The sequence below is a fragment of the Olleya sp. KJ81-1 genome (genome assembly GCF_055808135.1).
This window is the reverse complement of the sequence record NZ_CM147854.1, coordinates 792,290-816,107: the sequence shown is the minus strand read 5'-3', so window position 1 is coordinate 816,107 and position 23,818 is coordinate 792,290. Positions and strand designations below refer to the sequence as shown.

The window sequence follows — 23,818 nt, the reverse complement described above, 5'->3', positions numbered from 1 at the left end:
ATAAAAAAGAAATGTAAAATTTCATGGTATTATTATCTATTATTCATCGAAAATAAACCAAAAATCATACCTAAATGCTAAAAATATATTAATACTCTAATAATTTTAGTAATTCACCTTCAAATTTATCTCTAGAAAGGTATTGATCTTCTAATTGATTTATAAATGGTATTGGTGTATCTAAACTAGCGACACGCTTAACAGGAGCGTCTAATTGCTCAAAACAATGCTCCATGATTAGTGCAGATATATCACTTGCTATTCCACCAAATAACGAGTCTTCTTGTAATATAATAGCTCTACCTGTCTTTTTAACTGACGCATAAATAGTATCTGTATCTAAAGGTTGTAAAGTTCTTAAATCAATAACATCTGCTTTGATATTTGGATGTTTTTCTAGTGTATTTAATGCCCAATGTACTGCTGCACCATAAGCTATTACAGTAACATCGTTTCCTGATTGTAAGGTTGCAGCTTTACCAAACGGAATTGTAAAATAATCGGTTGGAACCTGTTGTCTAATACTTCTATATAATGCTTTATGTTCAAAAAACAAGACAGGATTTGGATCGTTAATAGCAGTAGCTAAAAGTCCTTTAGCATCATACGGAAACGCTGGATACACCACTTTTAAACCAGGTGTTTTTGTAAACCAAGCTTCATTTGTTTGACTATGAGAATGGTCCTGCTGCAACACCTGCACCACATGGCATTCTTAAAACTACATCTGCATTTTGGTTCCAACGGTAATGTGATTTTGCTAAATAATTAACTACAGGATTAAAACCTGAGGTCACAAAGTCACTAAACTGCAACTCCACCACACTTTTAATTCCTGCAATACTTAAGCCCATTGCAGTTTCGATAATAGCAGATTCACAAATTGGAGTATTACGTACTCTGTCTTTTCCAAATTGCGCTACAAAACCATCCGTTATTTTAAACACACCACCATATTCGGCAACATCCTGACCCATAATTACTAAATCATCATGACGCTCCATAGATTGTTTTAATCCTTCAGATATAGCATCAATTAACCGTAATTCTTCAGTATTACTATTTTCTTTAAATTCTTGATATTCAAATTTTTGAAACACATCATTTAATTCATTGCTTTCAATAGGCGTGATTGGAGTTTCCGCGTAAGCGATATCTAAATTATCATTAATTTCTTTAATTATTTCTTCTTTTAAATCTGCAATAATTGTGTCATTTAAAAGCGATTGTTGTATTAAATACTCTTGAAAATTCTCGATAGGATCTTTAGCTGCCCATTGATCCATTAAGTCTTGTGGCACATATTTGGTACCACTAGCCTCCTCATGTCCACGCATTCTAAAAGTTTTAAACTCGATTAAAACAGGACGCGGATTTTTACGCATACTTGTTACAATTTCATTTAATTTAGTATAAACTTCTAAGATATTATTACCATCAATTATATGGCTTTCCATACCGTAACCAATAGCTCTGTCTGCTAAATCTTTACAATTATATTGCTCTGTGGTTGGTGTAGATAAACCGTATCCATTATTTTCTATACAAAATAATACTGGTAATTGCCAAACAGAAGCTACGTTTAACGCTTCATGTATATCACCTTCACTTGTTCCGCCTTCTCCTGTAAATACAGCAGTAACTTGATTTTTATTTTTAAGTTTTGATGCTAATGCAATCCCATCTGCAACGCCAAATTGAGGTCCTAAATGGCTAATCATTCCCACAATATTAAACTCTTGTGTTCCAAAATGAAAGCTTCTGTCACGACCTTTAGTAAAACCATTAGCTTTTCCTTGCCACTGCGAAAATAATCTGTGTAATGGAATGTCTCTAGTCGTAAAAACACCAAGATTTCTGTGCATTGGTAAGATGTATTCTTCCTGATCCAAAACCGAGGTTACACCAACAGATATTGCTTCTTGACCAATACCAGAAAACCATTTACTAACCTTACCTTGACGTAATAAAATTAGCATTTTTTCTTCTATTAATCTTGGTTTTAGCATACGCTTGTAAAGGTTTAAAAGCGTAGTGTTATCTAGAGTTTTTTTATCAAAAGTCATTATGGTCTTTTCTAATACTGCTGTTTTCATAAATAGCGTTTGTCAAATATAGAATAATTGCTTAAAAATAAATGAGCACTTTAAAAAAATATGACTATCATTTTTCCAATGTTTTCGCTACATTTGTATATATTACACTTATAAAATAATAAAGATGAATAGCATACCTAGCGTTAATTTAAAGGATTTTACATCTGGAGATCCTGTTAGAAAACAAAAATTTGTTGCTGAGATAGGGAAAGCCTATGAAGAAATTGGGTTTGTAGCCTTAAAAGGACATTTACTTGATGAAGCCTTAGTTGACGATTTATATAAAGAAATAAAAAACTTTTTCTCTTTACCATTAGAAACCAAACACAACTACGAAATTCCTGGAATTGGAGGACAACGTGGTTACGTGTCTTTTGGAAAAGAAAGTGCAAAAGGTAAAAAAGAAGGAGATTTAAAAGAGTTTTGGCATTTTGGACAATATGTTGAAGATGATGCTGAACGTGCAAAGGAATATCCTGAAAATGTTACGGTTAATGAGTTGGCTCATTTTAATGAAGTCGGTAAAAAAGCCTACCAAAAATTAGAAGAAACTGCTAAATACGTGTTACGTGCTTTAGCGTTATACTTAGGTTTAGAAGAAACGTATTTTGATAATTATATCCACAACGGAAACTCAATTTTACGTCCTATCCACTATCCTCCTATTACACAAGAGCCTGATAATGCTGTACGTGCTGCTGCACATGGTGATATTAATTTAATCACATTATTAATGGGTGCACAAGGTCGTGGATTACAAGTGCAAAACCATAAAGGCGAATGGATTGATGCTATTGCAGAACCAGACGAATTAATGATTAATGTTGGTGATATGTTATCTAGACATACCAACAACAAATTAAAATCTACAATACACCGAGTAATTAATCCGCCAAGAGAACTTTGGGGAACTTCACGTTATTCAATTCCTTTTTTCATGCATCCTATTAGCGAAATGAAACTAGATGTTTTAGATAGTTGTGTAGATGATGCTAATCCAAAACAATTTGAAGATATTACTGCTGGAGAATTTTTAGACGAACGTTTAAGAGAACTTGGGCTTAAAAAATAAGTTAACAGGCATTAGACTTTAGTTGATAATCATTGACTAAAGTCTACATATCTGTAAACGGAATACTACTACAATGGATTTAAAAGATCAATTAAAAAATCTTTTTCCAGATCACGAGTCGGAAAATATCGAAGAACAAGAAGACAATAGTGCTATCTGGCTACAAGACGACCCTATACTTTGTAAATACGAAAAACGTAAAGGTAAACCTATTACAATTTTGGAAGGGTATACTGGAGCTACAGAAGATTTTAAACTTTTGGCCAAAGAGCTAAAACAAACTTTAAGTGTTGGTGGAAGTTTTAAGGATGATAAAATTATTATCCAAGGTGATTATCGCGATAAAATAATGGCTATTCTAAAAGATAAAGGCTTTAATGTTAAACGAGTTGGAGGTTAAAATGAGTCAAACTAGTCTACATATTACCAATGGATCTAATGTTACAGATGTCCTTAAAAAATTAAATTTTGAAGGCGACATGTTGACTTGGCACGAAATGCTGTGTGAAGGTCCTACCCTAAAAGACTTTGACACACCTAAGTTTTTTGAAATTAGACAAACGTTTCTAGAAAACACCTATGATGTCGAGTATGATATAGATAGTATCAAGACTGAGTTTAATAAACTAAACGATGTCTCTAACTACAGCCAAATTATTTTATGGTTTGAATATGACCTATTTTGTCATATTAACTTAATAGCTGCTATTAGTTTAATTAAACAAAAAGGAATAAAGTTACCTTTATATTTAGTTTGTAGTGGTCGTATTGAAGGCGAAAAGGACCTAAAAGGACTTGCGCAATTATCTGAAAAACAACTATTAAAAGAGTTTGAAAATAAAATCAAATTAAATGTTGATGATATTGCAACTGCACAAAAAGCATGGCGAATATATTGTGAGGAAGACCATAATTTATTAAAAGAGTTAATTGTTAGACCTTCTAGTTTTAAATATTTAAGCAATTGCTTAAAAGCACATTTACGTCGTTTTCCGGATACAAGAAGTGGTTTAAATACCTTAGAGTACAATACTTTAAAATTAATTAAAGAATACAAAATTAAATCACGCCATCACCTGCTTGGATACTGTTTACATTATCAAGGCTATTATGGTTTTGGGGATTTACAATTAGAACGTATGATTGATAGGTTACACCTATTTTATGACGAAACTGAAGAGACATTGACGCTTAATAGAAATGGGCATTTAGCATTAGAGCATCAAAAAAACTTCTTTAAAATAATTGATACCAATTTTAGATTTGGAGGCGTTAATAAAGCGGACTACCAATACAATAAAACAGAAAATAAATTAATACATACCATATAAATGGCTATACAAGAATCAGAATTAATTTTAAATCCTGATGGTAGTGTTTACCATCTTAATTTAAAACCAGAGCATATTGCAGATACAATTATTACTGTAGGTGATCCTGATCGTGTTTCTGGAGTAACAAAATACTTTGATTCGGTTGAGTTTACAACTCGTAAAAGAGAGTTTCATACTCAAACTGGAATGTATAAAGGTAAACGTATAACCGTTATATCAACTGGAATTGGAACTGATAATATCGATATTGTGTTTAATGAGTTAGATGCATTGGTTAATATAGATTTAAAAACCAGAACCATAAATAAAACACACAAGTCTTTAGATATTATTCGTATTGGTACCTCTGGTTCTATTCAAAAAGACATTGCTATTGATACCTTTGTAATAAGCGAAAAAGCTTGTGGATTTGATAGTTTACTTCATTTTTATAATAGTAAACACATACAACAAACTGATGTAGCAGATGCTTTAGTTGCGCATACAAATTGGGCTTCAGAAAAATCAAAACCCTATGTCGTAGCAGTAGATAAAGACTTAGCTGCAAAATTAGAATCTGATCAAACCACTAAAGGCTTTACAGCAACAAATGTTGGTTTTTATGGACCACAAGGTCGTGTATTAAGATTATCCATTCAGGATAACGATTTAAACAATAAACTTGCTAGTTTTAATTTTAACAATCAACCCATTACTAATTTAGAAATGGAAACTGCCGGAATTTACGGTTTATCTAAATTATTAGGTCATCGTGCAGTATCTATGAATGCTATTATAGCCAATCGTGCTACAGGAGAATTTAGTAAAGATCCTAAAAAAGTAGTAGATCAATTAATTACATATACGTTAGATAAAATAGTTAGTTAAGATGAAACAAATTAATATTGGTGGTGTACCAGAACATTTTAATCTAGCTTGGTATTTAGGTTTAAAAAATGGCGAATTTAAAGAGCAAGATATCAACTTACGTTGGAAAGACTATTTTGGAGGTACTGGAGCCATGTGTAAAGGCTTAAGAGATGGTGACATTGATATGGCAGTAATCCTGACAGAAGGAATTATTAAAGATATTATTGATGGCAATAAGTCTAAAATTGTACAAGTTTTTGTAAAAACACCATTAATATGGGGAATTCATGTTGCTGCAAACTCTGACTATAATAAGATTGAAGATTTAAAAGGAACTAAAGCTGCTATAAGCAGATATGGTTCTGGATCGCATTTAATGGCATACATTAATGCAGAAAATAACGGTTGGGATTTAGAAAAAGATTTAGATTTTGAAGTTATAAAAAACCTTGAAGGTGCTGTAGAGGGTTTAACCCAAGGTAAAGCAGATTACTTTATGTGGGAAAAATTTACCACAAAACCATTAGTAGATAATGGTACATTTAGACGTGTTGACAACTGTCCTTCACCTTGGCCTTGTTTTGTTATAGCTGTTAGAGAAGAGTTTTTGAAAACCAATAAAGACGATGTGAAGGCTATTTTAGACATAGTTAATGCTACAACCCAAGAGTTTAAAGATATACCAAGTATTGATCGTATGATTGCTAACCGTTACGAGCAGGAATTGGAAGACGTGCAAGAATGGTTAGGCTTAACAGAATGGTCGCAAGAAAATATTTCTAAAAAAACAGTACAAAAAGTACAAGACGAATTGTTTGCATTAAATATTATTCCTGAAAAATGGAAGTATGAAGATTTAGTCGCAGATGTATAAATTATAAAAACGCCTCATATAACATGAGGCGTTTTTATTTATACTTTATCTCAAATACATTAGCACAATCATACACAGCTCCTCACTTTAGCTAAAGAGAGGTGGTTTCGGTTTAACCGAAATCGGAGTGTTTGACATAAAACGCGAAGCAGTTTTTAAATCAATAAAGAGCAAACTCCTCTTTCTTCCAATTTCTTTTAAGTAGAAATTAAAATTCATTCTCCAATTAAAATCAAGAAGACAGCTTCATCACAACAACTTCAACTATAGTAATACTCTCAAATAACAACTAAAATCACAATCACACTCAACTCCTCACTTTAGCTAAAGAGAGGTGGTTTCGGTTTAACCGAAATCGGAGTGTTTGACATAAAACGCGAAGCAGTTTTAAAACCAATAATAATCAAACGCCTCTTTCTTCCAATTTCTTTTAAGTAGAAATTAAAATTCATTCTCCTCTTAAAATCAAGAAGACAGCTTCATCACAACAACTTCAACTATAGTAATACTCTCAAATAACAACTAAAATCATAATCTTACACAGCTCCTCACTTTAGCTAAAGAGAGGTGGTTTCGATTTAACCGAAATCGGAGTGTTTGACATAAAACGCGAAGCAGTTTTAATTCAGTTAAAAATTAATATTATTTTTTTTTGATTATTTTCAACAAATGTTTCGACAAAAAATACATAATAAAACAGAATTAAAACAAATCAGATCAATATTAAGACAAAGCCTAACTCCTGCTGAAGCCTATTTATGGACAAAACTAAAAGCAAGACAATTCAATAATATAAGATTTAATAGACAGCATAGTATAGGTTATTACATTGTAGACTTTTATTGTGCTGAACATAAATTAATAATTGAGTTAGATGGTGAAATCCACAACCTTCCTGAACAAGTTGAAAAAGATAAAATAAGAACTAAATATCTTGAACAATTAGGTTTTACAGTTTTAAGATTTGAAAATAAAATGGTTTTTGATTTTTTACCATCTGTATTTATGGCAATTAAAGAACATGTTGTTCAGGATGTGTAAATACTTAAACTCCTCTTTCTTTCAATTTCTTTTAAGTAGAAATTAAAATTCATTCTCCTCTTAAAATCAAGAGGAGAGCTTCATCATAACAACTTCAATAATAGTAATACTCTCAAATAACAACTAAAATCATAATCACACACAGCTCCTCACTTTAGCTAAAGAGAGGTGGTTTCGGTTTAACCGAAATCGGAGTGTTTGACATAAAACGCGAAGCAGTTTTTAAATCAATAAAGAGCAAACTCCTCTTTCTTCCAATTTCTTTTAAGTAGAAATTAAAATTCATTCTCCAATTAAAATCAAGAGGAGAGCTTCATCATAACAACTTCAATAATAGTAATACTCTCAAATAACAACTAAAACCACAATCACACTCAACTCCTCACTTTAGCTAAAGAGAGGTGGTTTCGGTTTAACCGAAATCGGAGTGTTTGACATAAAACGCGAAGCAGTTTTAAAAAACTACAACAATTATAAATCTACCAATCTATCAAATCCAACCCATCAGATACTAACAAACTGTTAGTCTGACTAAAATGTTTATTACCAAACCAATACCCACGATTAGCACTTAAAGGCGAAGGATGTCCAGAGGTTAATATATGATGTTTTGTACCATCTATTAACTTCGCTTTTTTCTTAGCAAATCCTCCCCAAAGTAAAAACACAACATTTTCTTTTTGCTTGCTAATAGTCTTGATTACAGCATCTGTAAAGGTTTCCCAACCTTTGTTTTGATGGCTACCTGCTTCATGTGCTCTAACGGTTAATGTGGCATTTAGCAAAAACACGCCTTGTTTAGCCCAAGGCTCTAAATTTCCGCTTGACGGATAAGGTTTACCTAAATCTGTTTCAATTTCTTTAAAAATATTTACTAAAGATGGTGGATGCTTTACACCATTATTAACACTAAACGACAATCCGTTAGCTTGGTTGTAATTGTGGTAAGGATCCTGACCAATAATAACGACTTTTAAAGCCTTTAAAGTACAGGTGTTAAAAGCATTAAATATTAAATTTTCTGGTGGAAAGCAAGTTTCAGTTTTATATTGACTGTCTACAAATTGGGTTAAATCTTTAAAATAAGGTTTATCAAATTCGGTTTGTAAATAATTTTTCCAACTTTCATGGATAGCGACGTTCATATGTTGTTTATTTTTGTGGCGTTGACTTGTAATAGTATGCTAAAAATAATACTATCTTTAATAACACTAAACCAATATAAAAAATATTAAATAACCATTTAAAGCTTAACTTTTAGTAATCTTAAAAACTATTTTAATTTATTTGAAATAGTGTTTGATTTTCAAAAAGTTGAATAAATAATACATGAAAACACTTAAATTTCCTTCTGCACAAACCATTTTACTAATTATTGCTGGATTAGTAACGCTATTAACCTGGTTAGTTCCTGCTGGTAAGTACCAAACTTTGGGTTACGACAAAACATCTAATCAGTTTACTAGAGTTAGTACAGAGCAATCGGTTACCTTACCTGCTACTCAGGAAACGTTGGAGACTTTAAATATTAAAATTCCGTTAGAAAAATTTACAAATGGTGACATCTACAAACCTATTAATATTCCAAATACCTACCAACAGCTGGAAGCCAAACCACAAAGTTTTTACGACTTTGTAAAGTCGCCAGTTAAGGGTATTATTGAGGCTTCAGACATTATTTTTCTTGTTTTAATTATTGGAGGTTTAATTGGTATTATTAATAGTACAGGAGCTTTTGATGCTGGTATTGGATGGTTAGCAAATGCTTTAAAAGGTCGCGAGTTTATACTTATTATATTAGTGACTGTTTTGGTAGCTGCTGGAGGAACAACGTTTGGTTTTGCTGAAGAGACTATTGCCTTCTTCCCTATTCTAATTCCTGTGTTTTTAGCAGCAAAATATGATGCTATGGTTGGTATTGCTTGTATCTTTTTAGGAAGCTCTATTGGTACCATGTGCTCTACTATAAATCCTTTTAGTACTATTATTGCTAGTGATTCGGCTGGAATTAGTTGGACTACAGGATTATGGATACGTATTTTTATGTTGTTTGCCTGTCTGACTATTGCTTTAATTTATATTATTAGATATGGTAAGCGTGTACAAAAAGACCCTTCAAAATCTATTATTTATGATCAACAACAGCAAATTGCTGCCTTATTTACACAAAATAACTCAAAAACGGTAGCCTTTACTACTAGATTAAGATTATCCTTAATTGTATTTGCGCTTTGCTTTATAATCATGATTTATGGTGTTGTCGCTTTAGAGTGGTGGTTTGTGGAAATGACTTCTACTTTTTTAGTGGGATCCATCATAATTGGTATTATTGCTAAGATTAAAGAAACCGATTTTATAGACACCTTTGTAAAAGGTGCAGGAGATTTATTAGGTGTTGCCTTAATTATTGGTATTGCACGTGGTGTAACCGTAATTATGGCAGATGGTTTAATTAGTGATACCTTATTACACTATGCTAGCGGAATGACACAAGGTATGAATAAAGGTGTTTTTGCTAGTGCCTTAACTGCTATTTATGCTGGTTTATCCTTTTTTATACCAAGTAGTTCTGGTATGGCTGTACTAACTATGCCAATCATGTCGCCTTTAGCAGATAGTGTTGGTATTGGTAGAGAGATTGTGGTTAATGCCTACCAATTTGGTTTAGGATTATTTTATTTTATTAATCCAACAGGTTTAATTTTAGCCTCATTAGCAGTTGTTAAAGTTGGATTTAATAAATGGCTAAAATTTATAATGCCATTATTTATCATCCTTATTATCTTTACTTTAGTAGTCATGACAGTGACTAGCTACATGTAATCGCTTTAATAATCAGATATAATTAATTATCTGTTTTAAAGCAGATATTTTAAATTATCGTATTATAAGCAGATATATTTGCATATCGTCTTAAAAACAGATATCTTTATAAAAAATAGTAGTACTATGATTGCAGTTTTAACAGGAGATATTATAAATTCTAGACAAGGTAATGTCTTGCAATGGTTGGATACTTTAAAAAAAACGCTTAATCAATATGGTCAAGAGCCACACGATTGGGAAATTTTTAGAGGAGACAGTTTTCAATTAATCACCACACCACAAGTTGCATTATTAGCTGCTATACATATAAAAGCAGCCATTAAAGAAAGTAAATTATACGATGTCAGAATCGCAATTGGTTTAGGAGAGCAAACCCATAAGGCTAAAAAAATAGCCGAATCCAATGGACCTGCTTACGTTAACTCTGGTTTAGCTTTTGAAAACCTAAAAAAGCAAACACTAGCCATAAACGCAAATCAACCAGATTGGGACCAACCCTTAAACATCATGCTAAATCTAGCCTTATTAACCGCAAATAACTGGAGCAGCACTGTTGCCAATGTTATTGTAACGGTTATGGAGCATCCCACAAAAAACCAAAAAGAAATAGCAACACTATTAGGCAAATCGCAAAGTAATATAAGCGAAGCCTTAAAACGAGGTGGCTATGATGAGGTCATGCAACTAAACACCTACTACCAACAACAATTACAAAAATTATGATGTTATTAGTCCTAAAATTAGTCCTAGCACACGCAATTGGCGATTTTGTCCTGCAACCAGACCAATGGGTAAAAGACAAAAACATAAAAAAGCACAAGTCCAAATACCTATATTTTCATGTGCTAATCCACGCCTTAGCATTACTAATATTACTACAATTTAATACCAACTATTGGATAGGAATAATCAGCATAGTCGTCTCTCATTACATAATAGATGTCATCAAACTTAATCTAACCAAAAAAATAAACCCAAGATTACTATTTATATTAGATCAAATAGCACACCTAATAGTCATTGCAATAGTCGCATTAAGTTACACGCAATATAGCTTTGACATCAACACATTATACTCTAAAAACGTCTTAGCATTACTACTATCCTTAATAGCTATAACTAGTATCGCATCCGTAATCATGCGCTTAGTCATGAGCAAATGGATCCTGGACGAGGACGATGCAAACGACTCTTTAGAAAAAGCAGGAAAATACATTGGTATACTAGAGCGATTATTTGTGTTTGGCTTTATAATCATCAATCAATGGAGTGCTATAGGACTATTAATAGCAGCAAAATCCGTGTTTAGATTTGGCGATTTATCCAAAGCCAAAGACCGTAAATTAACCGAATATATTTTAATAGGTACACTACTTAGTTTTGGAATAGCCATAAGCGTTGGACTACTCTACAATTTTATAATAGCCTAACCACAAGTTAATAGTATAACGCTTTCGCGGAAATAAAGCCATAAGCCATAATTGAAACAACTTCATAAAATAACGATATTGTAATAAGTTAGATATCAAATGTTTGAAAGTCGGACAGGTTTAACAACTATAATAATTCATTTTTTCCTTTTTTGATTCCTTATTTATTTGGTAATTTCGATATAACAATTATTTGCTAAAAACAATCAACCAAAACAATAAAATGAAAACAAAAATTACTTTTACCTTGCTTTTTTTAATTGCTAGCATTAAACTAGTTGGTCAAGAAGAAACCCAATTATCAAACAAAGATGGCGTTAAAATAACTTATCAATTATTATTAGAAGACCAAGGAAAGAAAAAAGACAGCTACCTACTAATTGTAAATGCCACTAATACAAGTGATAAAGATTTATATTATAAAGTAGCTTTAAATCAAAATCAAAATGGCCAATTTGAATTACCATATGCACCTAGTGAAAGAGGTTTTACAAAAATTACAGTCAGAAATTCGACTGGACTTTTTGGAGACGGACAATCCATAATAGGAAATGAAACAAAATTAATGACAACCGATAATGAGTTGTTATTTAAAATAGGCAAAGGAGATATTTATAGTCAAGAAACTACTTTTAAAGTAAAAAAAGGTATAAAACCTTTATTAACAAATTTATTCAATAAAACACTTCAAGTACTAGAGGATTTTGACCTAAAAATTAGTCAAGATATGCTAGATGGAAATTACACATCTAATTGTGGTGATTTAAAAGTGAACATTGCAACACAAAATTCTGAAGAAAAAGGAGAACACTTAATACAAACTACAAATGGGAAACAATTTGTATGGTTACAAACAACCGAATCTACTTTTGAAAGAGAAAATAACACTGGATATACCTTAGTATTTAATAAAAAAAATAACACTTACACTTATGCCACTTCAGATGGTATAACTTGTACTTGGACTAAAAATTAATAATCAAACAATTATTTAAATAAAAAAGTACAAACCCTTACGTTTGTGCTTTTTATGTTTATAACTATTTACTTAAATTAGCTACCTAACCTATTCAAGTTACCGTAAGCTAAACAAAAGCGCTATAATTTGCTCAATACAACAACCCAATGATTATAGATCAAGAACAAATATTTAAAGACGTACTTTCTAAATTAGAAGGTAAAATTAACGAACAAAGTTTTTTTAATAAGTTCTTGGAGTTATACCCAGAAGTTTGGAAAAAACATAAAACAAACTATTCAAAGTTTAACCGAAGTAAACAATTTGGACAAACCATTCCGCTACCAAAACCTGAAGTTTCTTTGCGTAAAGCCATTAGATTGTGGTTACAAAAACAGTAAACAGATAAAACCCAATTACACATAATATGCAAAAAGTCATTTTTATAGTATTGTTTCTAATAACAACCAATAGTTTTAGTCAAGAGTTAAATTGTTCAGCATTTAAAAACGGAACATTTACTTACACAGATCCAGATTACGCAGACTTACTAACTATCAGGACAGACTCTATACAAATAGACACTTACCCAAAACTAAATTTAGAAATGACCAGCACTGTGACTTGGCTTTCGGATTGTAAATATCAAATGGTTTACACTAAAGTTAACGATCCTAAAATGCAACCCATAATTGGTGTCAAATATGTTATTGAAATCATTGAGATTAACGACAATAAAATTATATGTCAAACCGACTCTGGAGACGTTATAGTAAAACAAGAAATGATTAAGTTAAAATAGTAACCTGAAATAGCTAAAATGACCAAAAAAAACATCCTTCAAAATCCGACAAAAACTAACCTGATCGGTTTTACTTTATTATGGATGGTATCTGTAATTTTAATTACTTTAAGTGTAACAGACTTATTTACAGAAAGCGTTTTTCAAAAAAGATATATTCCTATTTATATTATAGTTTTAGCGTCTTCTAGAATGGTAGCTAAATTGTATTATAATTACTTTAAAAATTAAAAGATCTAATCTATCGCTACTTTAGGTGTTTCTTGTACCAGATATTTATTAATAAGGAATAATCAAATCTTAAAATGATAAATAACTATTTAAACTATAATTTAAAATCCCAACGCAATTCCGTAAATTTGTAATGCTAAAAAAAGAATAATTAACGCTTATTACCAGTTTTTCGTTGTCACGAAAAATAATATAGATGATAAACATTCACGAAAAGACATTACAAGATTTAGAGTTTTCTACCGTTTTAGAGCAAGTAAGCGAGTATTGCGTTACTGCTTTAGGTAACCAAAAAACACTAAGTATTTTACCATATAAAGACAAAGAAACGCTACTTAACGCATTACAGTTAACCAATGAGTATCTATCGTCTTACTATAATGATAATCGCATACCTAATCATGGTTTTGACACCATTACTAAAGAGCTGCAATTATTAAAAATAGAAAACACCTATTTAGAAACCCATAGTCTTAAAAAACTAATTTCTATATCCTTAACCGCTAACGATATTGTCAAATTTTTAAAAAAGTTTGATACCTATTATCCAGGTTTACACCAATTCAGCACACAAATTGAAGTTACTACTGCTATTATTGAAAAAGTGGATAGCGTTGTAGACCGTTTTGGAGATGTAAAGGACAATGCTTCGGTATTATTACAAAGCATCAGACAACAAATTAATAAGTTAAAAGGTAAAATTAACTCTAGCTTTACCTCTGCCTTAAACCAATATCATAATCTAGAATATTTAGATGATATTAGAGAGTCTGTGGTGGACAACAAGCGTGTACTAGCTGTAAAAGCAATGTACAGACGTAAGGTTAAAGGTGCCATAATGGGAGGAAGTAAAACAGGAAGCATCGTTTATATCGAGCCTGAAACCACGTTACAACACACCAGAGAACTTAATAATTTAGAATACGAAGAAAGCGAAGAAGTCGTGCGTATCCTAAAAGAAGTGACCAATTACATTCGTCATTACTTACCGTTATTAGAGTTATATCAAACCTTTTTAACCGAAATGGATGTGATTTCCGCGAAAGCGAAATATGCTAAATCCATGAACGCTATTTTACCCGAAATTAGCGAAGACAGAGCCTTATACTTGCGTGATGCCTACCATCCACTACTCTATTTAAACAATTTAGAGAAAAAAGAAAAAACGTTTCCGCAAACCATTGGACTTAAAGAAGACAGTCGCATTATTGTGATTTCGGGACCAAATGCTGGAGGTAAATCCATTACATTAAAAACCGTTGGTTTACTGCAAGTCATGTTGCAATCCGGTTTTTTAATTCCTGTGCATGAGCGTAGTAAAGCCTTTTTATTTGATCGTATTGTTAGCGATATTGGAGATAATCAATCCATCGAAAATCATTTAAGCACCTATAGTTACCGTTTAAAACAGATGAATTATTTCTTGAAGAAAATTAACAAGAATACGCTGTTTTTAATTGACGAATTTGGTACTGGATCTGATCCAGAATTAGGAGGAGCTTTAGCTGAAACTTTTTTGGAAGAATTTTATGCTAGAAAAGCCTACGGAATTATTACCACACATTACGCTAACCTAAAAATGTTGGCTAATGAAAAGGACGAAATGATTAACGCTAACATGATGTTTGACGAGCGTACCTTGGAACCAATGTACAAATTAGCATTAGGTCAAGCTGGTAGTAGTTTTACGTTTGAAGTCGCACAAAAAAATGGAATTCCGTATAGCTTAATTAACCGTTCTAAAAAGAAGATTGAACGCAGTAAAGTCCGCTTTGATGCAACGATAGCCAAGCTGCAAAAACAACGTGCTAAGCTTGAAAAAACAAGCGAATCGCTAAAGGTTAATGAAAAGAAAAAACAATCTGAAGCTGATAAATTAGAAGAAATCAATGCTAAGGTTCAGAAAAAACTAGAAAACTATCAAGAGTTATATGACAGCAATCAGCGACTGATTTATTTAGGTCAGAAAATGAATGATATTGCAGAGAAGTTTTTTAACGATAAGAAGAAAAAAGAGTTAATGTCAGAGTTGTTTAGATTAGTACAAATTGAAAACTCTAAACGAAAAAAAATAACTGCAAAACAAGCTAAAGCCGAAAAAGCTAAAGAGAAGCAAGTTAAACAGGAAGCCGAAAAAACAGTAGAAGTCATCCGTAAAAAGAAGAAAGACGCTAAAGAAAAAGAAAAAAATAAACCTGTAGCACCAAAAGCAATCTTAAAAGTTGGTGATCGCGTAAGGATGAATGATGGTCGTGCTGTTGGTACTATTGATAAGTTTGAAAAAGGCAAAGCAATTGTAAACTATGGTATGTTTACCACTAACGTCAATGTGGATGTTTTAGAGCTTGTTGAGGCTGTTAAAAAGAAATAGTAATATAATAATATAATAAGTAACATAATGCTCCACATCGTCACTTCGAGTGGTTTGTGAGGCACGAACAAATTGTATCGAGAAGCGCATTAAATCAATAAAGGCAAAAGAATAAGTTCTCGATACACTCCTCCTACGTTGAAGCACTCGAACTGACATGATATGATTACTTTAAACTAAAATGTAATTAACTCATCTAATTAAACCTTACAACTCAAAAAGCCACAACGTCACTTCGAGTGATTTGTGAGGCACGAGCAAATTGTATCGAGAAGCGCATAAAATCAATAAAGGCAAAACAATAAGTTCTCGATACACTCCTCCTACGTCGAAGCACTCGAACTGACGTAATGTGATTACTCTAAACTGAAATGTAATTAACTTATCTAATAGAAATATAACCTGCAACTAAAAACGCACTACGTCACTTCGAGTGATTTGTGAGGCACGAGCAAATTGTATCGAGAAGCTTAACAAACAATCTATATCAATCAAATAATACGTTTATATTTTATATATTTAAATATGAAATTATCGTATGTCTATATATTAAAATGTTCAGATAACACCTATTATACTGGTATTACATCAAACCTAAGTAATCGATTAATTGAACATCAAAACGGTAAACATTTAAAAAGTTATACGTATTTCAGGCGACCTATTGAGTTAAAATTTTATGCTGAATTTACAGATATTAACATCGCGATTGCTACAGAGAAACAAATTAAAAAATGGTCTAAATCAAAAAAGCTAGCTTTGATTAATAATGAATTTGATAAGCTTCCAAATTTAGCAAAGAAGACTTTTAAATGAAATTTTAGATGTTGAGAAAAGTTCTCGATACACTCCTCCTACGTCGAAGCACTCGAACTGACGTGATGTGATTACTCTAAACTAGAATGTAATTCAATTATCTAATTAAACTTTACAACTCAAAAAGCCACTACGTCACTTCGAGTGATTTGTGAGGCACGAGCAAATTGTATCGAGAAGCTTAACAAACAATCTATATCAATCAAATAATACGTTTATATTTTATATATTTAAATATGAAATTATCGTATGTCTATATATTAAAATGTTCAGATAACACCTATTATACTGGTATTACATCAAACCTGAGTAATCGATTAATTGAACATCAAAACGGTAAACATTTAAAAAGTTATACGTATTTCAGGCGACCTATTGAGTTAAAATTTTATGCTGAATTTACAGATATTAACATCGCGATTGCTACAGAGAAACAAATTAAAAAATGGTCTAAATCAAAAAAGCTAGCTTTGATTAATAATGAATTTGATAAGCTTCCAAATTTAGCAAAGAAGACTTTTAAATGAAATTTTAGATGTTGAGAAAAGTTCTCGATACACTCCTCCTACGTTTAAGCACTCGAACTGACATGATATGATTACTTTAAACTAAAATGTAATTAACTCATCTAATTAAACCTTACAACTCAAAAAGCCACAACGTCACTTCGAGTGGTTTGTGAGGCACGAGCAAATTGTATCGAGAAGCGCATTAAATTAATAAAACAATAAGTTCTCGATACACTCCTCCTACGTCAAAGCACTCGAACTGACGTGATGCGATTACTCAAAACTAAAATGTAATTAACTCTTCTAATAAAACCTTACAACTCAAAAAGCCACAACGTCACTTCGAGTAATTTGTGAGGCACGAGCAAATTGTATCGAGAAGCGCATTAAATCAATAAAGGCAAAAGAATAAGTTCTCGATACACTTCTCCTACGTCGAACCACTCGAACTGACGTGATGTGATTACTCTAAACTAGAATGTAATTCAATTATCTAATTAAACCTTACAACTCAAAAAGCCACAACGTCACTTCGAGTGATTTGTGAGGCACGAGCAAATTGTATCGAGAAGCGCATTAAATTAATAAAACAATAAGTTCTCGATACACTTCTCCTTCGTCGAAGCACTCGAACTGACGTGATGTGATTACTTAAAACTAAAATGTAATTAACTCTTCTAATAAAACCTTACAACTCAAAAAGCCACAACGTCACTTCGAGTGATTTGAGAGGCACGAGCAAATTGTATCGAGAAGTACATTAGAATAATAACAGTAAAACAATAAGTTCTCGATACACTTCTCCTACGTCGAACCACTCGAACTGACGTGATGTGATTACTCTAAACTAGAATGTAATTCAATTATCTAATTAAACCTTACAACTCAAAAAGCCACAACGTCACTTCGAGTGATTTGTGAGGCACGAGCAAATTGTATCGAGAAGCGCATTAAATTAATAAAACAATAAGTTCTCGGTACACTTCTCCTACGTCGAAGCACTCGAACTGACGTGATGTGATTACTTAAATAGACTACTTACCAAATAACTTGTACATAACCCAAGCTGGTCCAACTAATAAAAACTGTAAATCATCAATAAAACTAGGTTTTTGACCTTCTACCTTATGACCATAAAATTGACCAATCCAAGCTATAATAAATAACGCTAAAGAGAAATAAACTAAAGGAACATATTGCGCAATAACATAATTAAGTACAAGACAAAAAGCCGAAAACAATAACATTTGTATCCCAACCTTTACAGACAGTCTAAAATAAAATAATACCAAGGTTATAACTAATAAAACAAATGCCCAATTAGCAATGATAGGATGCGGTAAAATATTATTTAAAAATCCACTAGGTATAGACATAAACAAACCAACAACACTAAAAAATATAGCTGGCACACATATAAAATGTATAGAAATGTTTGTCGGATTTTGATGACTGACAGCATAACTATCAAACCATTGTTGTAAAGTTCTCATATAATTGATTTTTGTAAATATATTAATTTATTTTTGTGATATGCAAAATTTACCAAACGACAAATCGCTTATTCTTTTTGATGGTGTATGCAACCTTTGCAACACATCAATACAATTTGTTATAAAACACGATACAAAAAACAAGTATCTATTTGCTCCTTTACAAAGTAATATTGGTCAGTCTATTATCCAAAAATATAACTTGGATACAAGCAATACAGACTCTATACTACTCTATTCCAATACTAAAGGCTTAAAGGTAAAATCTACTGCTGCTTTAGTAATAGCCACACACTTGGGATTTCCGATAAATATGTTAGGTGTTTTTTTTATAGTGCCTACATTTATTAGAAATTGGGTGTACGACTTTGTAGCTAAAAACCGTTATAGATGGTATGGTAAAAAAGAAGCTTGTATGATTCCTACTCCAGAATTAAAAGCTAAATTTTTAGATTAATAAACTTTGACTCATTCAAAGGTATGCTTCCCTCATTAAAAACACCTGTTTACTCAATTACAATTTTATAACACTAGCTAGTCTATTAACTTTGAGTATGAGGTTGGTTATAGCCTCAAAACAGTTACGTTAACTCAAGCCTAACTTCTGTTAGTTAGGAATAGATTGCGTTTTAGTTTAAGGAATGTCTAACCTTAAATTAGCATAGTATTATACTTAGGACAAAAAACTGTTTTGAGGCTTTTTAATTTTGCCCTAAAGATTAATCAAAATTTTCTAAACTAGGCTTTTAGTATTTTTTTTAATAAATTATAAGCAGCTTTTTCCATTTGATCCATCTCACCATCTGCAAAAGCCATAAGTTTTATATCTGCAAATAGATCTGCAAAATCATTGCGATAATAATCATGAGTTTTAACTGCTTCAATTATATTTTGAATACTTTGATAGTCGTTATCTTCTTCAAATTTTTCGTGTACACGATTATAAACGTCTTTATTAACTCTAGAAAGAATATAATTTTTTTCTTTTTTAGTTTCGTCTAAATCTGAATGTGCTATAAATATTAAAATATAGGCTAACAATTCATCCTTAGTCCATGTATTTGGTTGTTTCATTATTGAAGATTTTAAAGTTCCGTATTCTGTCCACGATCCATCGTAAACACTATTATTATAACCTATAATTGTTGCTGCCAAGCTTAAAACAGATGCTGTAATACCAGAACCACAGCTAAATACCAAGCGTTGATTCTGCTTTAAAATAGTCTCAAAAATCAGACGTAACTCCTCTTTAGACTTAAGCTTGTAACCCTCTAAAATAGCATCGTGTGGTAAATTTATCGAGTTTGGTATTGTACCAGATCTTAAACCTGCTCTAGGTTCTGTTACTTTACTAGTAAATCTATCATTTGATCTAGCATCAATAATTGTAAAATCTGAATCTTTACTAATAGCTTCAATCGACTCAAAGTATACAACATTATTTGGATTGTATTTAGCTGTAAAATTGCCAGATTTAAAATCTATTTTATATTTATTTTCTGTAGCATAACCGCTAGCTTCCCATTCTGGCAAACCACCATCTAAAACCGCTACTTTATTATGTCCAAACGTTTTAAAAAGCCACCAAGCTCTTGGACTAGAATAGATGCCTAAAGCATCATAAACCACAATAAAACTAGTGTTATTAATTCCAAGTTTTTGGGCTTCTGTTTCAAATTGTATCTCTGAAGGTATTGTATTAGGAAATGTTGCGTTAACATCACTAAAAGCGTTTTTTATATCAAAAAAACGGGCTTTTGGAATATACTTTTGATTCGGTTTTAAAGATTGACTTCCTACTTTTGGAATAGACGCATCTAATACGATTAGCTGGTCATGATTAATGTTAGCCTTTAACCAATCTACCGAAACAATAGTATCAAATCCATCCATAATTACTTTATTATTTATATGTATTAAACCATTAAGCGTATTAAAATTAGTAGTTTATTTTACATTTTCATAATTATCATCCCATTCTTTAGCCTTAGGATTATCATGTAATTTACCTAAAGACTTAGCTACTAACATAGATACAGTCGCATCTCCTGTTACATTAACTACCGTTCTACACATATCTAATGGTCTGTCAACCGCAAAAATTAAGGCTAACCCAATAGGTAGTAATTCTGCAGGAAATCCTATAGCTTCTAATACAATAACTAACATAACCATACCAGCACTTGGTACTGCAGCACTACCAATAGAAGCTAATAAAGCAGTACCTACAATAACTAATTGATTTGTAAAAGTTAGTCCTTCAGGCCAAATAACTTGCATAATAAATACAGCAGCAATACCTTGGTATAAACTTGTACCATCCATATTAACTGTTGCTCCAACTGGTAAAACAAATCCTGCGACTTCTTTATCAACACCTAAATGCTCCTCTACACGCTCCATTGTTACTGGTAATGTAGCAGCACTACTTGATGTAGAAAAGGCTAATAATTGCGCTGGACTAAATTGTTTTAAAAACCATAAAGGTGATTTTTTAGTAACCACTTTGACTAGCATTAGGTAGAAGCAAATCATTAAAAATAAACCAAATACTACGCATGCTGCATAACCCAATAGTTTAACCAATATCGTGGTATCATCAAATGCGATAATTACATTTGCCATTAGTGCAAATACTGCATAAGGAGCAAACAACATAATTAAATCCACCATTTTCATAACCACTTCATTTAAAGAATCAAAGAAATCAATTAATGGTTTGGCTTTTTTCTCCGGAATTAATAGTAAGCATATACCCACAAATAAAGCAAAGAATATAACTTGTAACATCGCTGGCTCTGCAAACGAATTAAATATATTACTAGGAAAAATATCTACTAATGGTTGTAATGGACCAGCTTCTTTAGTCACTTTGGCTTTACCTATCATAACATCTGCATTACCTTGGTATGCTGTTTTGATGTTCTCGATTGTATCTTGAGGCATTCCTTCGCCTGGTTTAATAATATTAACGATACTTAAACCAATAACTATAGCTATAACAGTTGTCCCAATATAAATACCTATGGTACGTAAGCCCATAGATTTAATTTTAGAGATATCTTTTAGGTCAGAAATTCCTTTTATTAGTGATGCTAATATTAACGGAACAGCAATCAATTTTAATAAATTAATAAAAATAGTTCCAAAAGGTGCTATCCAATCTCCAACAAAACCTCTACCTCCATCAACGCTATTCATTAAAAATCCAAAAATGATACCTAATACCATTCCTATTATAATTTTCCAGTGTAATGCAAGTTTTTTCATATCTTTTGGTAGTTGTTCCTTTTAAAAAGTACTTTTTTTAAGTTATTAAATTAGTTTTTCTTCCTATTGTTTTATGTCTCCAAACTTCGTAAAGATGACATGTTGTATGTTCTTGATTTGGATTATCTAATGGTAATTGCGTTTGTATTATTTTTGCTTTATCATAGTCCGTTATTAAACCATAATCATTTAAATCTGAAGGTAAAAATGTAGTATCAAAACCTCCTGCATTTGATAAAGCACTAGTATCTCCAGTAACGTCAATTAAGTCATAGCCTACAAAATCAAAATATGCTGTTAAGTTAGCTTTTTCACTATTAGGTTGTTTGACTATTGCTAACAAATTAAAATATTGCAACGCTTTTACTTTTTCAAGCACATAGTCTAAATCATTAAAATAAAACATGACCATGCCTTGATTTGTAATAATATGATCCCAATCCTTTACCGAATCTAAATCAGGCATAAAAGACAACCTATTTAAGTTACCATCTAAAGATACTAATTCTGTTAGATGTGTCAAATCAGAATAAGCTATAAAATCGACCCAACTAAATCCCATTTTGCTTTCAGGATCAAAGGTATTTAAAGCAGTATAATAAATTTGAGGGTCCATTTAAATATTATAAACTAAGTTATTAGACTATATTTTATTTAAGAATATGTCTTATTGATCAATAAATAATCCGCTAATACTAAAGCTGCCATAGCTTCTACAATAGGTACAGCTCTTGGTACCACACAAGGATCATGTCTTCCTTTTCCTTGCATTTCTACTATTTCACCATCTCTATTAATGGTTTCATATTTTTGTATTAAAGTAGCCACAGGTTTAAATGCAACTCTAAAATAAATATCCATTCCGTTACTAATACCACCTTGTATACCTCCTGATAGGTTAGTTTTTGTGCTTCCGTCAATATTAAATAAGTCGTTATGCTCGCTACCTTTCATTTTAGCACCACAAAATCCGCTACCAAATTCAAAACCTTTAACAGCATTAATGGATAACATTGCTTTACCTAATTCGGCATGCAGTTTATCAAAAACAGGTTCGCCTAAACCAATTGGTACATTTTGAAGCACACAAGTTACTGTCCCTCCAATAGTATCACCTTCTTTACGGATTTGTTTAATACGTGTAATCATTTTTTCAGCTATAGCTGAATCCGGACAACGCACAGCATTGCTTTCAATTTTAGTAAAATCTAAATCTTGATACGGTTTGTCTATAAATATGTCTCCAACTGAAGACGTAAAAGCATTAATTTTTACATTTTTTAAAACTTGCTTAGCAATTGCGCCTGCAACGACACGACTAGCAGTTTCTCTGGCAGAACTACGACCTCCTCCTCTATAATCTCTTAAACCATATTTTTTTTCGTAGACATAATCTGCGTGACTTGGTCTATAACTATCTTTGATGTGCGAATAGTCATGAGATTTTTGATTAGAATTTTCGATAATAAATCCAATTGGCGTACCTGTTGTAACGCCTTCAAATATTCCTGACAAAAATTTAACTTCATCTGGCTCTTTACGCTGAGTTACAATTGCAGACTGACCTGGTTTACGTCTATTCATTTCCGTTTGGATAGCCTCCAAATCTATTTCAATTCCTGGAGGACATCCATCAATAATTCCTCCAATAGCTACACCATGAGATTCTCCAAAAGTGGTGAGTTTAAATAAGTTTCCGAAGCTATTACCTGCCATAAATAAATTAATTTACGCTAATGTAATCATAAATAATAGTCAAACAAAACCAATATAATTTCAACTTATAAAAATTGGTAATGATATCTTAACAATTAGCTTATAATTAGATAATTATGCAATAATGTTA

Annotated in this window: 23 protein-coding genes and 1 pseudogene; 17 read left to right on the top strand and 7 right to left on the bottom strand. The window is 31.8% G+C overall.

Annotation, left to right across the window (positions count from 1 at the left end; all coding sequences use genetic code 11):
- Window positions 1-88: 88 nt before the first annotated feature.
- A pseudogene (locus AC0L3M_RS03790) lies at window positions 89-2,066 on the bottom strand (alpha-ketoacid dehydrogenase subunit alpha/beta).
- A 154-nt stretch (window positions 2,067-2,220) separates the two neighbouring features.
- Between AC0L3M_RS03790 and AC0L3M_RS03785 the strand changes: the two are divergent.
- The 6 genes from AC0L3M_RS03785 (at window position 2,221) to AC0L3M_RS03760 (ending at window position 7,266) form a co-directional block, all read left to right on the top strand.
- Window positions 2,221-3,168 carry an isopenicillin N synthase family dioxygenase gene (locus tag AC0L3M_RS03785; RefSeq protein WP_145001656.1) on the top strand — a complete coding sequence of 316 codons (948 nt, stop codon included), beginning with the start codon at window positions 2,221-2,223 and terminating at the stop codon, window positions 3,166-3,168.
- Window positions 3,169-3,241: 73 nt separating this feature from the next.
- Window positions 3,242-3,568: a translation initiation factor gene (locus AC0L3M_RS03780; protein WP_473431885.1), complete on the top strand. Its 327-nt coding sequence runs from the start codon at window positions 3,242-3,244 to the stop codon at window positions 3,566-3,568.
- Entirely contained in the window at window positions 3,546-4,499 is a 954-nt protein-coding gene (locus AC0L3M_RS03775) for a DUF1835 domain-containing protein (protein ID WP_473431884.1), read from the top strand. Before AC0L3M_RS03780 ends, AC0L3M_RS03775 begins: the two co-directional genes overlap by 23 nt.
- On the top strand, window positions 4,500-5,369 hold the full coding sequence (locus AC0L3M_RS03770; RefSeq protein ID WP_473431883.1) for a nucleoside phosphorylase: 870 nt from the start codon (window positions 4,500-4,502) through the stop codon (window positions 5,367-5,369).
- A 1-nt stretch (window position 5,370) separates the two neighbouring features.
- Window positions 5,371-6,225 (top strand): substrate-binding domain-containing protein, encoded by an 855-nt coding sequence (locus AC0L3M_RS03765; RefSeq protein ID WP_191098636.1) that lies wholly within the window; start codon window positions 5,371-5,373, stop codon window positions 6,223-6,225.
- A 669-nt stretch (window positions 6,226-6,894) separates the two neighbouring features.
- Window positions 6,895-7,266 (top strand): endonuclease domain-containing protein, encoded by a 372-nt coding sequence (locus AC0L3M_RS03760; RefSeq protein ID WP_292945616.1) that lies wholly within the window; start codon window positions 6,895-6,897, stop codon window positions 7,264-7,266.
- Window positions 7,267-7,745: 479 nt separating this feature from the next.
- Here AC0L3M_RS03760 and ung read toward each other — a convergent pair whose 3' ends face one another.
- Window positions 7,746-8,411, bottom strand: coding sequence for a uracil-DNA glycosylase (ung, locus tag AC0L3M_RS03755; RefSeq protein ID WP_473431882.1), 666 nt, complete (start codon window positions 8,409-8,411; stop codon window positions 7,746-7,748).
- Between the two features lie 184 nt (window positions 8,412-8,595).
- Between ung and AC0L3M_RS03750 the strand changes: the two genes are divergently transcribed.
- From AC0L3M_RS03750 to AC0L3M_RS03705, 10 genes are all read left to right on the top strand, one after another.
- Window positions 8,596-10,089, top strand: coding sequence for a YfcC family protein (locus AC0L3M_RS03750; RefSeq protein ID WP_292945622.1), 1,494 nt, complete (start codon window positions 8,596-8,598; stop codon window positions 10,087-10,089).
- Window positions 10,090-10,215: 126 nt separating this feature from the next.
- Window positions 10,216-10,815: a SatD family protein gene (locus AC0L3M_RS03745; protein ID WP_292945625.1), complete on the top strand. Its 600-nt coding sequence runs from the start codon at window positions 10,216-10,218 to the stop codon at window positions 10,813-10,815.
- A complete protein-coding gene (locus tag AC0L3M_RS03740) occupies window positions 10,812-11,522 on the top strand; it encodes a DUF3307 domain-containing protein (RefSeq protein WP_473431881.1) in 711 nt (236 codons plus the stop codon). The genes AC0L3M_RS03745 and AC0L3M_RS03740 overlap by 4 nt, the downstream gene beginning before the upstream one ends.
- Before the next feature lie 223 nt (window positions 11,523-11,745).
- Window positions 11,746-12,498 carry a hypothetical protein gene (locus AC0L3M_RS03735; RefSeq protein WP_473431880.1) on the top strand — a complete coding sequence of 251 codons (753 nt, stop codon included), beginning with the start codon at window positions 11,746-11,748 and terminating at the stop codon, window positions 12,496-12,498.
- A gap of 149 nt (window positions 12,499-12,647) precedes the next feature.
- On the top strand, window positions 12,648-12,881 hold the full coding sequence (locus AC0L3M_RS03730; RefSeq protein ID WP_099569299.1) for a hypothetical protein: 234 nt from the start codon (window positions 12,648-12,650) through the stop codon (window positions 12,879-12,881).
- A gap of 26 nt (window positions 12,882-12,907) precedes the next feature.
- Window positions 12,908-13,282: a hypothetical protein gene (locus AC0L3M_RS03725; protein WP_292945635.1), complete on the top strand. Its 375-nt coding sequence runs from the start codon at window positions 12,908-12,910 to the stop codon at window positions 13,280-13,282.
- Window positions 13,283-13,300: 18 nt separating this feature from the next.
- Window positions 13,301-13,513 (top strand): hypothetical protein, encoded by a 213-nt coding sequence (locus AC0L3M_RS03720; protein ID WP_473431879.1) that lies wholly within the window; start codon window positions 13,301-13,303, stop codon window positions 13,511-13,513.
- Between the two features lie 196 nt (window positions 13,514-13,709).
- Window positions 13,710-15,884, top strand: a complete 2,175-nt coding sequence (locus AC0L3M_RS03715; RefSeq protein ID WP_473431878.1) for an endonuclease MutS2 — start codon at window positions 13,710-13,712, stop codon at window positions 15,882-15,884.
- Window positions 15,885-16,409: 525 nt separating this feature from the next.
- The gene (locus AC0L3M_RS03710; protein WP_473431877.1) at window positions 16,410-16,700 is read left to right on the top strand and encodes a GIY-YIG nuclease family protein; all 291 of its coding nucleotides are present in this window, start codon (window positions 16,410-16,412) and stop codon (window positions 16,698-16,700) included.
- A gap of 236 nt (window positions 16,701-16,936) precedes the next feature.
- A complete protein-coding gene (locus tag AC0L3M_RS03705) occupies window positions 16,937-17,227 on the top strand; it encodes a GIY-YIG nuclease family protein (protein WP_473431877.1) in 291 nt (96 codons plus the stop codon).
- Between the two features lie 1,016 nt (window positions 17,228-18,243).
- Here the strand turns inward: AC0L3M_RS03705 and AC0L3M_RS03700 are convergent.
- Window positions 18,244-18,702 carry an Mpo1 family 2-hydroxy fatty acid dioxygenase gene (locus AC0L3M_RS03700; RefSeq protein WP_339807702.1) on the bottom strand — a complete coding sequence of 153 codons (459 nt, stop codon included), beginning with the start codon at window positions 18,700-18,702 and terminating at the stop codon, window positions 18,244-18,246.
- A 40-nt stretch (window positions 18,703-18,742) separates the two neighbouring features.
- Here AC0L3M_RS03700 and AC0L3M_RS03695 point away from each other — a divergent pair, with 40 nt between their 5' ends.
- Window positions 18,743-19,159: a thiol-disulfide oxidoreductase DCC family protein gene (locus AC0L3M_RS03695; RefSeq protein ID WP_473431876.1), complete on the top strand. Its 417-nt coding sequence runs from the start codon at window positions 18,743-18,745 to the stop codon at window positions 19,157-19,159.
- A gap of 281 nt (window positions 19,160-19,440) precedes the next feature.
- Here the strand turns inward: AC0L3M_RS03695 and AC0L3M_RS03690 are convergent, their stop codons facing one another.
- Genes AC0L3M_RS03690 through aroC form a run of 4 tightly spaced genes read right to left on the bottom strand, consistent with a single transcriptional unit; the run spans window position 19,441 to window position 23,688 of the window.
- A complete protein-coding gene (locus AC0L3M_RS03690; protein ID WP_473431875.1) occupies window positions 19,441-20,595 on the bottom strand; it encodes a sulfurtransferase in 1,155 nt (384 codons plus the stop codon).
- Between the two features lie 54 nt (window positions 20,596-20,649).
- Window positions 20,650-21,972 (bottom strand): dicarboxylate/amino acid:cation symporter, encoded by a 1,323-nt coding sequence (locus tag AC0L3M_RS03685; protein ID WP_292945649.1) that lies wholly within the window; start codon window positions 21,970-21,972, stop codon window positions 20,650-20,652.
- Window positions 21,973-22,009: 37 nt separating this feature from the next.
- On the bottom strand, window positions 22,010-22,588 hold the full coding sequence (locus AC0L3M_RS03680) for a hypothetical protein (protein ID WP_473431874.1): 579 nt from the start codon (window positions 22,586-22,588) through the stop codon (window positions 22,010-22,012).
- Between the two features lie 38 nt (window positions 22,589-22,626).
- Window positions 22,627-23,688 (bottom strand): chorismate synthase, encoded by a 1,062-nt coding sequence (gene aroC / locus AC0L3M_RS03675; RefSeq protein WP_292945655.1) that lies wholly within the window; start codon window positions 23,686-23,688, stop codon window positions 22,627-22,629.
- Window positions 23,689-23,818 lie beyond the last annotated feature (130 nt).